This window comes from Shewanella sp. Sh95 (assembly GCF_001308045.1).
Taxonomy (GTDB): Bacteria; Pseudomonadota; Gammaproteobacteria; order Enterobacterales; family Shewanellaceae; genus Shewanella; species Shewanella xiamenensis.
Genome location: NZ_LGYY01000017.1, coordinates 1 through 11,854 on the forward strand (window position 1 = coordinate 1; position 11,854 = coordinate 11,854).

The window sequence follows — 11,854 nt, forward strand, 5'->3', positions numbered from 1 at the left end:
TAGGATATTGGCTTCGCGCATCTTGTTGTCCAAGTGTAGTTTTTAGCGAAACCATTTGATCATGCAACAAGATGCGCTTCCACCCTAATTTGATGATTTATTTGTAAATCATCAGGGGATTCTTCAGAGCAATGCATCAAGCAAGTAATGCCGAGCAAGATATTGAGAATAATGCCGATATTGCCAGCAAAAGGCATAACAAGGTTATAAGCCATCATCAGCCACGCGATTAAGGTAATGGCTTTGCCCATATTGATCAGAAACGACATGCTATTCCTCGGTGTCAGCCGGAGTATCTTCGGCTTGGTATTGATATAAGCGATAGCTAACTTGCCCTGCGGTTTTGTCTTTGAGCGGTTGCCAAGTCGCAGGGACTGCCATTTGAGTTAATTCCGACTCAACCTCCACATAAATGAGCGCACCATCATTAAGCCAACCTTGGCTGTCCAACAGTTGAATGGTTTTTTCTGCTAAGCCTTTGCGGAAAGGCGGATCGATAAACACCACATCAAACCCTTGCTCGCAGCCATTTTGCAGCACGACTAAGGTATCGGCGTTGAGTACCTCGGCATTGTCGCACTTGAGGGTATTGAGATTCGCTTTAAGTTGCATGGCAGCTGGACGTTGCAACTCGATAATCTTGGCGTAACTGGCATAGCGTGAGAGGGACTCAAGCGCCAAGGCGCCGCTGCCTCCGAAGCAGTCGAGCACCCTTGCGTGGGCAATATCATTGGCAAGCCAGTTAAACAGGGTTTCACGGACTCTATCTGTGGTCGGCCGCAGGCCGTCTAAATCATGGATGGGCAGTTTGCGCGAACGCCATTGCCCGGCAATGATCCGCACTTGGCCACTACCGGCTTTCTTGTTGGCCGTTTGACTCTTGGTCACTTGCTTGTTGTTTGCACGATTATTAGCCAAAGTGCCCCCGTGATTTTGCCTGAAGAAAGAAAGTGGTAGACTATGCCACCTTAATAAAGGCCACTATTTTATATCAAACTCCTAGTAAAAGGTGAGAAGGCTGATAGAGCAGAACTAATTGCCGACTTTTTGGGCGTAATTGCCGCGGTAATCTGGTATAACGGCAGGGTCTTATTTTAAATTCAACACTGAAGTAGAGCGCTGGAATTACACATGGCAAAGAAAGGTTTTTTCTCCTGGTTTCGTAAAGATAAATCACAAGATGAGGTTGTCGAGCAAACCCCAGTCTCTACTCCATCGCAAACCGAGCAAGCCGAAGCATTAGCAAAGCAGCAAGCTGAAGAAGCCCGTCTCGCGGCTGAAAAGGCGGCCGCCGAACAGGCTCTAGCCGACAAATTAGCAGCCGAAAAAGCAGAAGCGGAAAGAGTCGCCGCAGAACAAGCCGCAAAAGCCCAAGCAGAGGCACAGCGTGTTGCCGAAGAACAAGCTGCACATTTAGCCGAACAACAGGCGGCCGAAACCGCGCGTTTAGCAGCGAAGCAAGCTCAGGCTGAGCAGTTAGCCGCTGAAAATGCCCAAGCGGAAAGAGTCGCCGCAGAACAAGCCGCAAAAGCCCAAGTAGAGGCACAGCGTGTTGCCGAAGAGCAAGCTGCGCGTTTAGCCGAACAACAAGCGACCGAAGCCGCGCGTTTAGCGGCGGAGCAAGCGCAGGCAGAGCAGTTAGCCGTTGAACAAGCACAAGCCGAAAGAGTTGCCGCAGAGCAGGCTGCTGAAGCCCAAGCAGAAGCAGAGCGAATTGCCGCTGCACAGGTCCAAGCTGAACAACCCCTTGAGCAACAACCCGAACCCCAGGCAAAACCCGCCAAAGAAAGCTTCTTCGCGCGTCTAAAACGCGGCTTAATGCGTACTAGCGAAAATATTGGTAGCGGTTTCATCGGGTTATTCCGTGGTAAAAAAATCGACGATGAACTGTTTGAAGAGTTGGAAGAACAGCTTTTAATCGCCGACGTGGGTGTCGAAACCACTTCACGCCTTATCCAGAGCCTGACTGAACACGCGTCGCGCAAGCAATTAAAGGATGCCGAAACACTCTACGATCTGCTGCGTGATGAAATGCAAAAGACACTCGATCCTGTGGCAATCCCATTAGTGCCTGAAAATACCAATGGTCCTTTTGTGATTCTTATGGTCGGTGTTAACGGTGTGGGTAAAACCACCACGATTGGCAAACTGGCAAAGCAATACCAGCGCCAAGGTAAGTCTGTGATGTTAGCGGCGGGCGATACCTTCCGCGCAGCAGCGGTGGAGCAATTACAAGTTTGGGGCCAACGCAATAATATCCCTGTGATAGCCCAACATACCGGCGCCGACAGTGCCTCGGTACTTTTTGATGCGCTGCAAGCGGCTAAAGCCCGAAAAATTGATGTATTAATTGCTGATACAGCGGGTCGCTTACAAAACAAGTCGCACCTGATGGAAGAGTTAAAGAAAGTGGTGCGAGTGATGAAGAAACTCGATCCAGAAGCGCCGCACGAAGTGATGCTGACCTTAGATGCGAGTACTGGCCAAAATGCTATTAGCCAGGCGCAGCTATTCCAAGAAGCCGTTGGTGTTACCGGCATGACCATCAGCAAGCTCGACGGTACCGCCAAGGGCGGCGTGGTGTTTGCGATTGCCGACAAGTTTAAAATCCCGCTACGTTATATTGGCGTGGGTGAGCAAATTGATGATTTGCGTACCTTTAATTCTAAAGAATTTATTGATGCCTTGTTCACTCAAGAGAAAGCGGATAGCTAATTTATGATTGATTTTCAGCAGGTCAGTAAGATTTATCCTGGTGGCCAAATGGCGCTGGAGGAAGTGAATTTTCATCTACAAAAAGGTGAAATGGCATTCTTAACCGGCCATTCGGGCGCGGGTAAGAGTACCCTGTTGAAATTAATCACAGTGATCGAGCGCGCCACCACTGGCCGTGTGGCGATTAATGGCCACGATATTGCCAAAATCAGCCCCAAACACGTGCCCTATTTGCGTCGCAATATTGGGATGATTTTCCAAAACCATCATCTATTGATGGACAGAAGCGTATTCGACAATGTTGCCTTACCATTAGTGATTGAAGGTTTCTCCCATGGCGAGATCCGCAAACGGGTCGCTGGCGCGTTGGATATGGTGGGTTTATATGGCAAAGAGCGCCATAACCCCATCATGTTATCCGGTGGTGAGCAGCAACGTGTCGGTATCGCCCGCGCGATCGTGAATAAACCGCCACTATTGCTGGCCGACGAACCGACGGGCAACTTGGACCCTAAATTGTCGATGGATATTTTGCGCCTATTCGAAACCTTTAACGATGCAGGCACGAGCGTGCTCATTGCCACCCACGATCTGGGACTGATCGCGCGGATGAAATACCGCACTTTTACCTTGAAGCAAGGGCGTATGCTCGGTGCCCAGGAATTGCATCATGGACACGCCACTGCTCGAGGTAATGCGCTATGAGTGATAACGCCAAATTAACGCGCAGTAAGTTGCCCATTTCAGGGCGCATCGTGATGTTTTTTATTCGTCATGTGCAGCAAGCCATGGCAAGTATGGGCGAGTTATGGCGCAGTCCCGTTTCTTCTTTGATGACGATGGCTGTGCTTGGGGTGAGCTTAAGCTTGCCCGCAGCATTGCAAGTGCTAGTTAAAAATGCCGAGACTATTACCACTTCTTGGAATAGCGCGGCGGAGATTTCACTTTTTATCGATGAAAATCGCAGCGAGCAGACTATTCAAAGTTTGTTAACGCGTATCCGCGCTTATCCAGAGGTAGAAAAGGTACAGTATATCGACCGCAATCAAGCGCTTGAGGAGTTTCAGCGTCTATCTGGATTTGGTGAGGCGTTAGCCTATCTTGATAAAAATCCGCTTCCCGCGGTAATTACCGTGACACCAACCCAGCGCTATTCCACGCCAGTGGGAGCCCGCGAATTATTGACTAAGCTTGAGCGCGAGCCTGAAATCAGTTTTGGTCGCTTAGATATTGAATGGTTAGAGCGGCTACAGGCTGTGGTGCGTTTACTCGAACGCACGGTAATGGCGATTGCGGCGTTACTCGTCTTGGCGGTGGTATTAGTGATAGGTAACACGATTCGCTTAGCCATTATGAATCGCCGTAGTGAAATAGAAGTGATGAAGTTAGTCGGGGCAACTGAGGCATTTATTCAACGTCCCTTCCTTTATACCGGTATTTGGTACGGAGTGATTGGCGGTGTATTAGCTTGGCTTATCATTAACTTGTTGGTTTGGTATCTGGATTCTGCCCTAGCCGAATTGCTCGGTTTGTATGGTAGTCAGCTAGAGATGAAGTCTCTGACCTTTACCGAACTGCTACAATTAGTGGGCTTGGCTTCTTTCTTAGGTTGGCTAGGTTCTTACCTTTCGGTAAGGCAACATTTAAGATCGATTGAACCTTCTTAATGATCAATCGTTTATAGTTTAAAGATCTTGATAAATATGGCTGGCGATGAACTTTTGTTCACTTGCAATGTCTATTCAACGGGGTTAAAAGTAACACCCCAGACGAGTGAAGGTTGACATACTCTGTCAATTAGCCGATAGTTCGTCAGCTCATCCTTAGGGTGTTTTGAGTGAAACCATAGGATGAAATCGACTTATATTTGATAAGTAGCAAGAAAGTAGGAGCGCGAATGACCTTTCAAACGCAATCAATGGCACTAACAGTCCCTCAGGGCAGCAGTAGTTTAGAAGCTTATATCCATTCAGTGACTAGCATGACAATGTTAGACGCTGAGACTGAGTATGAGTTAGCCAAGCGTTTGCAGGAAACGGGTGATCTGCAAGCAGCGAAGCAACTGATTATGTCGCACTTACGTTTTGTGGTGCACGTTGCTAAGGGCTACTCAGGTTACGGTCTGCCGCAGGCGGATTTGATCCAAGAAGGCAACATCGGTCTGATGAAAGCGGTTAAGCGTTTCGATCCCGATGTGGGTGTCCGTCTAGTGTCTTTTGCTGTGCACTGGATAAAAGCTGAAATTCACGAATATGTGCTGAAAAACTGGCGCATTGTTAAAGTCGCTACCACCAAAGCGCAACGCAAGTTGTTCTTTAATATCCGTAAAGCGAAAACTCGCCTCGGTTGGTTTAGTGATGATGAAGTCGCAATGGTCGCAGAAAACTTAGGTGTCTCTAAGGCCGATGTGACTGAGATGGAATCACGTATGGCGGCGCAGGATCCTGCGTTTGATCTGAGCAGTGACAACGATGATGAGCAGGATTTTGCCCCAGCGCAATATCTTGAAGATCATTCATCGGATTTAGCCGAAAACATCGAAAACGATAACTGGGAATCCAATGCTCAAGGTCGTTTATTGTCGGCCATCAAAACCTTAGATGAGCGTAGCCAGCATATTCTGCGTGCCCGTTGGTTAGACGATGATAAAACTACCCTGCAGGAATTGGCAGAAACCTATCAAGTGTCAGCTGAGCGTATTCGCCAGTTAGAGAAAAACGCCATGAACAAGCTTAAGGCTTGTATGGAAGCCTAATTAGGCTGCAATTTATTTCGATGTTAGAAACAAAAAACCTGCTTCGGCAGGTTTTTTTGTGGCCGAAATCATCAAGACTTTGATTGGATGCTGTTAATCAACTGTTGCCGATTCACTTTTAGGCCTGTTTGCTCGGCATTTTCGGGCCAAGGGTAATAGCGGCGCGGTCGTTTAAAGCGGGCGATTTTGTCGGCGAGAAAGACTTCGAGCTCGGCCTCTATCGCACTCATCTCTTGGCTGGTGTGGCTGCGGTTTGTGTTGCTGCATATAGTCTTAGCGTGGAAAATGTCACCGCAGATGATAGCCGCGGGGAGCTGGCCGAAGAGGGGATCGGGCTGAGGGAAGACGATTGCCTCATCTATTAGCGGATGAAGTTTGAGTGCCGCTTCAATCTCTTCTGGTTGAATGTTTTCGCCGCCGCTAATAAACATATTATCGACGCGGCCAAGGATCTTAAGATTGCCGTTAGCATCCCATTCGCCTCTGTCCTTGGTATAAAACCAACCGTCGGCATCAAGGGGCTTTTCTATTCCCTTATCAGTTAGATAGCCCATAAATAAGCATTCGCCCCTAACCCAAATCACCCCATCGACAATGTTAAGCTCACGCCTTGGGAGTAATTTGCCACTCGTACCATCACTTAGCGCGGGGCCTGTGGTGATTTGCGAGCCCATTTCCGTCATACCGTAGCTGGTAAAGCTGGCAATATGCCGCTGTTCGAGTTGTTTCAGTAAATCGATAGAAACGGCACCGCCACCGAGTAGCAGGGCTTTAATACTGCTGAGCGAGGCCTGTTTGTCAGTGAGCAAATTGACTAACTGGGTTGGCACGAGGGACATATGGGTTAACGCATCGCGCTCGATTTGTGCCTGTAGCGGGAGAGCGAGATCTGGCAGAACCACAGTCGCCGCGACTAGGGCGCAGCGGTTGAGTATTGCAAGGCCGCCAATATGAAACAGCGGTAATGACAATAACCAAGCATCACCAGCGACTAGCGGGATAAGACAGCGGGCGCCCTCGGCATTGGCAATGTGATTTGCTAGATTGTGCACGGCCGCCTTAGGAAAACCGCTAGAGCCAGAGGTTAAAATCACATTGCTCGGGCGATAAATATCAAAGGCTGTCGCGGCTAGGTCGGCGCTAGGAGCCGCATCGAGGCTCAAATCCAGCGTGAGTTGATGACTGCCAGACAAAGCCAGCTCGTCTTCGCTCCAATAGAAAGGGATTTGGTGGCTATCGATAAGCCCTTGAACTTGCGCCAGTGGAAAACGCGGTGAGATAGGAAAAAAGATGGCGCCAATATCCACGCAGGCCCAATACAGGCAAATCATCTCTAGATTATTACGGCTGATACATGCCAGTGGTTGCCCTTGGCCAACGCCGATGCGCGTGAGCTGCTCACCCAAGCCCAGCACCATTTGGCTTAAGCTCGCGTAGCTGATGTCTTGTCCATTGCACTTAACCGCCGTTTGTGGGGGGGATATGAGTGCGGCGCTATGTAATGGCGAAATACCTTGCTGTGAAACGGATTGGGATGAAGCCAATGTTTTAGATTCGGACATTAGCAATTAATCCTGCTGCGTACTGGCGACAAGTTTAAGGCATTTAAGCGTAAGAGTTTGGGGCTTGCCGCTTGGTACGATTAAGTCTTGGCTAAAGGCGGCTAACGTATCGAGCCCAGGAATTTCATCGGGCGTCAGTATGGCGGCTAAATGGGCCAAATCATTGATACCTAAGCTGGCCTCAAGGCTGGAACTTAAGATACAGCGCACGCCATGGCTGTTCGCCTCGTCGATAAGGCGCTGAAGTTTTTCAATACTGCCCAGTAGCATGGGTTTGATGACTAATGCCGTTAATCCCTCCTGCATCACAAATTGATAATCTGGGTCATTGAGGGATTCATCTAGGGCATAGGGCAGGGGAATGGCGCGATACAGAGTGTGATTATCCTGCGGCTTTTGGCAAGGTTCTTCAATATATTCAATGCTATCCAGTGGCAAGCAAGCGGCAAAGTCGAGAGCCTGTTCTAAGCTAAATCCATGGTTGGCATCTAAGCGCAGCTTGAGTTCCGGTCTTTGGCTTAAGATGCCATAAATCAGGCTCAACTCATCTTCCATGGAGGTTTGTGCAACCTTCACTTTAACTGAGCGCACGCTAGTATCGAGATTGGCGATTTTGGCAGCCAACTCGGTTTTGGGCGCATCTGTTGGCTGGTAAATCAACGGTACTGTGGTGGTAACTGGGCGCACTGTATCGAGTTTTCCGCTGAGTTTGGCATGTAGCAGGCTTAAGCCAAAGGCAATGGATGGATAGGGACTCGCTTCGGCCTGCTCGAGCAAGCAATCAATTGATTGGTTTTGAAGCTTGGGTAATAGCGCCACTAAGGCCTGTTGAACCTCATCGAGGCTTTCACGGCTAAAGCCTAATAATGGCTGTTGGTCGATATCGAACCCTGAGAGTGGCGCGATTTCAACATACTGCTCACGCACTTCACCTTCGGCTTGCGCTTTTGCCTGTAGTACCAAGCCTGCTCTGTGGTCAATGCGTTGTTTACCCACGGGCAAAAAGCGGTCTAAGGGCAGGCGATATAAATACAAGCTAAGTGAAGTTAAGATCATATTTTCCTTAACGCTTTATCGATTTAAAGGCGGTCTGTTTGCGTGTATCTCTACGTCAAGCGTTCGACGAACAAACTTCTTATACAGGCCAGTAATCCCGCAGGATTGGCTTGATGTATGTTATGCCCCGCCTGTTCAATCTGATGCAAGATGATGGGTTGTTGCGCTTGCCAGTCCTTTGCGATCGCCGTGAATTTAGCATCCTGGCTGCCGGCAAAAAAATGGCATTCGCAAGCAAGGCTTGCAGGTAGATCCCAAAGTGAAGTTTGGCGGGCAAGTGAGGTAGCCAAAAAGATTTGCTTGAGTATGTGTTTGGGATGTTGGTCGAGCTGCGCCACGCACTTTGCTATCAAGGCATTGCGCGCCTTGTCCGACATATCGGCAAACACGGCCTGTTGATACCAAAGCTGTAAAAAATCCACGCTACTCAAGCTTTGCAGCCGTTTGGCCCACAGGTTGTCGCTCTTGCTGCGCGCGGCTTGTTCTTCGGTATTTGTCAGCCCGGGATGACAGGATTCTAGCCACAAACTCAACACTCGCTGCGGATAAGCTTGGACAAGATGTAAGGCAATCCGGCCACCGAGGGAATACCCATAGAGGTAAAACGCTTCAATGCCGAGGCGATCGAGGCGGCTGATAATGTCTTGGACACAAAAGTCAAAGCCATCAGTGAGCGTCGATGCGATTTCTGGTTGATTGTCGCCGTGGCCGGGTAAATCGAGGCAGATGCAGTGAAAATGTTGGCTGAGTTTAGGGATCAGCGGTAGCCAATCGGCCTTCGATCCTAAAAAACCATGGATCAGGACCAAGTTTGGCTGTGCTGTCTCTCCATAACGGGCCACGGTCGGCATTAGCTTTGTTTCACCCATAAATTCAGCACGGCGATCTGCTCGCTGGCTTGGTGTTGGCTCACGGTGACTTCGATGACAGAAGCACCCTGATAATCCAGCGCTTCATTATAGCTATTTTGGAAGTCGGCTAAGTTATCCACTTGGTTATAAGGAAGATTAAACATAGCGGCGGCATAACCAAATTCCAGACCATGGCTTAACCGATAGTAATCACTGCGCAGTTCCTCATTGGGGACGGGCAAGAGATTAAAGATATTACCGCCATCGTTGTTGAGGATAATGATCACCAGCGGACTGGTTAAATTGCGGGCGATGGCAAAGGAGTTGAGATCATGCAACTGGGATAAATCCCCAATAATCAAGCTGGTCGGTTTACCTTGGTGCGCTGCAATACCGCAGGCGGTGGCCAGTAAGCCATCGATCCCTGAGGCGCCGCGATTAGTGTAAGTGGTGGCAGTGCAGCAGCTCACTGGCGCGTACATATCGTACAAACGTACCGGCAGGCTATTGCCGATAAACAATTGCTGCTCCAGTGGTCGTGTATTGGCAATCGCGCGGATAACCTGAGCTTCACCAAACTCACCTTGATCAATATTGCGCACGAATAAACTATGCAATTCATCGTTGTAGCTAACTAAGGTATTAGCCCAATTCGCCGATGAAGAGCGATACCAGTTAAGCGATGCAAATTGGGCGGCGTTGGCGTGCCAAATGTGTTTAGCGTTATGGCTTGGGTCGAGCCTATCTTGCTGCGGCAGCACTTGCCAGTAACTGTGCCAGTTTTGTTCGGCAAGGTAAGCAATCAAACGCTTAGACAATAAGCGTCCACCAAACACCAGCACGCGGTCTGCCTCTTGTAACAGATTGCGCGCCTTGGGATGTTGCAGTAGTTGGTCAATATTACCAATCGCCGCCGGATGTTGTCGCAGTTGCGACTGAGCATCGGTCAGTAACGGCCAGCCAATTTTTTGAGATAGCGCAATGAGTTGCTGTGGATCTTGCTCTGGCGTGAGCGTACCCGCGATGATTACGCCCTTACCATGGACGAAACGCATAATGGCATCTTCGCTCGGGCTGCTTAATTGTTCACGCTTACCATAAAGAGTGTAAGGACGTGCTTGTTGCAGCCAGGTTTGCAGCGGCTTGAGGTATGGCGATTCGCTATCGAGAATTGTGGCAGTTAATTCACTCGGATATAGCGGTTCACGGTACATACAGTTGATATGCACAGGGCGTGTTTGATTGGCCACGGCCTCATCAAGCGTGGTGAGCAACATCTGCGGTGCAATGTGTACATCCGGCGTGGGGAGATTCACCTGCTGGGCATAATGGGCAAAAATGGCTGGTTGCACTATGGCTTGGTTGGCGCCACAACCGAGTAATTCTGGCGGTCTGTCACCACTAAGGACAATTAAAGGCACATGGGTGAGCCACGCTTCGACTATTGCAGGATAAAGATTAGCGACGGCCGTGCCAGAGGTGGTAATAATAGCTACGGGCGCAGAGCTGGCTTTGGCTAATCCAAGTGCCATAAACCCTAAGCCGCGCTCATCGAAATGCAAATGACGTTTCAGCTTGGTTTGCTGGGCTGCTGCAAGAGTTAACGGGGTTGAGCGTGAGCCTGGTGCCATGCAGACATGCTGCACACCAAGACGTGCTAATTCTTCCAGAATCAGTGCGCCCCACATGAGATTAAGTGTGGCTGTGTTTTCGGTTCGCATAGCAAGATCGATCAGGATAAAGATGGGCCTAGTGTAACGTGTTTGACGATTAAGATGTATGCCCGTCTTAACAAAACTTGGGACGACACGGAGGAGCGGTGAGGTGGAGCCTAAGCTAAGGCACAATATGCCTATCACCTCGAATAATAAGATGAAAACGTGTTAAGTCTTTATCGCTAAATAATGCTATCAACAATTTTCTTTATTTGTTCACTGAGCCACACCAGCTCTTCGCTAGCGCGATTGGGCTGATTCTTTTGCACCAAGAAGATCGTCGGAGCTTCGGTGTCGGCGTATAAACGTTCTGCCTCAAGTTGTGATAATTGACAGGTATGCAGTTCGGGTATTTCTGCCACCATTTCATAAACCACTCGGTAGGGTAATAAAGAAATAGTTTGGCTCTCTCCTAAATATTCAAACAAACTAGAAATACTGGTAATGGTAATTTCAGTATTGAGTTTTATACCATTTTTTATACAGAATTCTTGATATGGGCTAAGGCGAGTACTGGGATTACCGAGATCAGTATTGACATAGGGATACTCTGCAATCGTCTCTAAGGTAATTTCTCGCTTAAAAATGGGATGATTTCGGCTAGCAATAAGATACACCTTACCCATACGTTGCAGTGTTGTGGTTTGTAACTTGTCTCCATAGGCTGCGACATCTGCGGTACTCTTATTGCAACAAATACCGAGGGTGGTATCACCATTGATGATGTCCTGCGTGGTATGCAGTGACCAAGGGGTAATATTGATATGGATAGATTTTTGCTCTTCTTTGATAGCTTGCATTAAGGCTTTAGGGAAGGCATAGGCAATAAGGCCTGGGGCGGCAATCTCAACATGTGTTTTAACATGATTGACATTGGCTGCTCGTACCTTTTGAAACTTCTCTGTACATTCAATGGTTTGTTTCGCTATCGGGTATAAGTGCGTGACAAATTCATTGGGGAATAAGCCATATTTCTTACGGATAAAAAGCTCATCACCAAATACTTCTCGGAGGTTTTTAAGGCTACGACTTATTTTGGGGGCTGGGATATCTAATGCCTTTGATACATAGGTCTGAAGAATCCCCTGATGATTTACAAATAAATCATCAAATTAGGGTGGAAGCGCATCTTGTTGCATGATCAAATGGTTTCGCTAAAAACTACACTTGGACAACAAGATGCGCGAAGCCAATATCCTA

At 48.5% G+C, this 11,854-nt stretch carries 9 protein-coding genes and 2 pseudogenes; 4 read left to right on the top strand and 7 right to left on the bottom strand.

Annotation, left to right across the window (positions count from 1 at the left end):
* Positions 1–122 precede the first annotated feature (122 nt).
* Both AEA42_RS00770 and rsmD read right to left on the bottom strand, forming a co-directional pair.
* Positions 123–269 (bottom strand): annotated as a pseudogene (locus AEA42_RS00770) (DUF1145 domain-containing protein); the annotation flags it as partial.
* 1 nt (position 270) lies between these two features.
* Positions 271–918: a 16S rRNA (guanine(966)-N(2))-methyltransferase RsmD gene (rsmD, locus tag AEA42_RS00775; protein WP_037423633.1), complete on the bottom strand. Its 648-nt coding sequence runs from the start codon at positions 916–918 to the stop codon at positions 271–273.
* A gap of 213 nt (positions 919–1,131) precedes the next feature.
* Here rsmD and ftsY point away from each other — a divergent pair, with 213 nt between their 5' ends.
* The 4 genes from ftsY to rpoH all read left to right on the top strand — a co-directional run bounded on the left by ftsY (position 1,132) and on the right by rpoH (position 5,470).
* The gene (gene ftsY / locus AEA42_RS00780) at positions 1,132–2,715 is read left to right on the top strand and encodes a signal recognition particle-docking protein FtsY (protein ID WP_055646692.1); all 1,584 of its coding nucleotides are present in this window, start codon (positions 1,132–1,134) and stop codon (positions 2,713–2,715) included.
* Positions 2,716–2,718: 3 nt separating this feature from the next.
* Positions 2,719–3,420, top strand: a complete 702-nt coding sequence (gene ftsE / locus AEA42_RS00785; RefSeq protein ID WP_037423627.1) for a cell division ATP-binding protein FtsE — start codon at positions 2,719–2,721, stop codon at positions 3,418–3,420.
* Positions 3,417–4,382, top strand: coding sequence for a permease-like cell division protein FtsX (ftsX, locus tag AEA42_RS00790; RefSeq protein WP_037423624.1), 966 nt, complete (start codon positions 3,417–3,419; stop codon positions 4,380–4,382). Before ftsE ends, ftsX begins: the two co-directional genes overlap by 4 nt.
* A gap of 230 nt (positions 4,383–4,612) precedes the next feature.
* A complete protein-coding gene (gene rpoH, locus AEA42_RS00795) occupies positions 4,613–5,470 on the top strand; it encodes an RNA polymerase sigma factor RpoH (RefSeq protein ID WP_055646693.1) in 858 nt (285 codons plus the stop codon).
* A 71-nt stretch (positions 5,471–5,541) separates the two neighbouring features.
* Here rpoH and menE read toward each other — a convergent pair whose 3' ends face one another.
* The 5 genes and pseudogenes from menE to AEA42_RS00820 form a co-directional block, all read right to left on the bottom strand.
* Complete coding sequence (gene menE, locus AEA42_RS00800) at positions 5,542–7,032, bottom strand: o-succinylbenzoate--CoA ligase (RefSeq protein ID WP_055646694.1); 1,491 nt, start codon at positions 7,030–7,032, stop codon at positions 5,542–5,544.
* Positions 7,033–7,038: 6 nt separating this feature from the next.
* On the bottom strand, positions 7,039–8,088 hold the full coding sequence (gene menC, locus AEA42_RS00805) for an o-succinylbenzoate synthase (protein ID WP_055646695.1): 1,050 nt from the start codon (positions 8,086–8,088) through the stop codon (positions 7,039–7,041).
* A 50-nt stretch (positions 8,089–8,138) separates the two neighbouring features.
* The gene (gene menH, locus AEA42_RS00810) at positions 8,139–8,939 is read right to left on the bottom strand and encodes a 2-succinyl-6-hydroxy-2,4-cyclohexadiene-1-carboxylate synthase (protein ID WP_055646696.1); all 801 of its coding nucleotides are present in this window, start codon (positions 8,937–8,939) and stop codon (positions 8,139–8,141) included.
* Positions 8,939–10,660: a 2-succinyl-5-enolpyruvyl-6-hydroxy-3-cyclohexene-1-carboxylic-acid synthase gene (gene menD / locus AEA42_RS00815; protein WP_055646697.1), complete on the bottom strand. Its 1,722-nt coding sequence runs from the start codon at positions 10,658–10,660 to the stop codon at positions 8,939–8,941. The genes menH and menD overlap by 1 nt, the downstream gene beginning before the upstream one ends.
* Before the next feature lie 176 nt (positions 10,661–10,836).
* Positions 10,837–11,727, bottom strand: a pseudogene (locus AEA42_RS00820) (LysR family transcriptional regulator); the annotation flags it as partial.
* Positions 11,728–11,854 lie beyond the last annotated feature (127 nt).

Bases quoted from the DNA above. Each gene is read 5' to 3' on its own strand.
- menC (WP_055646695.1), bottom strand. From the start codon at position 8,088: ATGATCTTAACTTCACTTAGCTTGTATTTATATCGCCTGCCCTTAGAC.
- ftsY (WP_055646692.1), top strand. From the start codon at position 1,132: ATGGCAAAGAAAGGTTTTTTCTCCTGGTTTCGTAAAGATAAATCACAA.
- ftsX (WP_037423624.1), top strand. From the start codon at position 3,417: ATGAGTGATAACGCCAAATTAACGCGCAGTAAGTTGCCCATTTCAGGG.
- rpoH (WP_055646693.1), top strand. From the start codon at position 4,613: ATGACCTTTCAAACGCAATCAATGGCACTAACAGTCCCTCAGGGCAGC.
- menH (WP_055646696.1), bottom strand. From the start codon at position 8,939: ATGCCGACCGTGGCCCGTTATGGAGAGACAGCACAGCCAAACTTGGTC.
- menD (WP_055646697.1), bottom strand. From the start codon at position 10,660: ATGCGAACCGAAAACACAGCCACACTTAATCTCATGTGGGGCGCACTG.
- menE (WP_055646694.1), bottom strand. From the start codon at position 7,032: ATGTCCGAATCTAAAACATTGGCTTCATCCCAATCCGTTTCACAGCAA.
- ftsE (WP_037423627.1), top strand. From the start codon at position 2,719: ATGATTGATTTTCAGCAGGTCAGTAAGATTTATCCTGGTGGCCAAATG.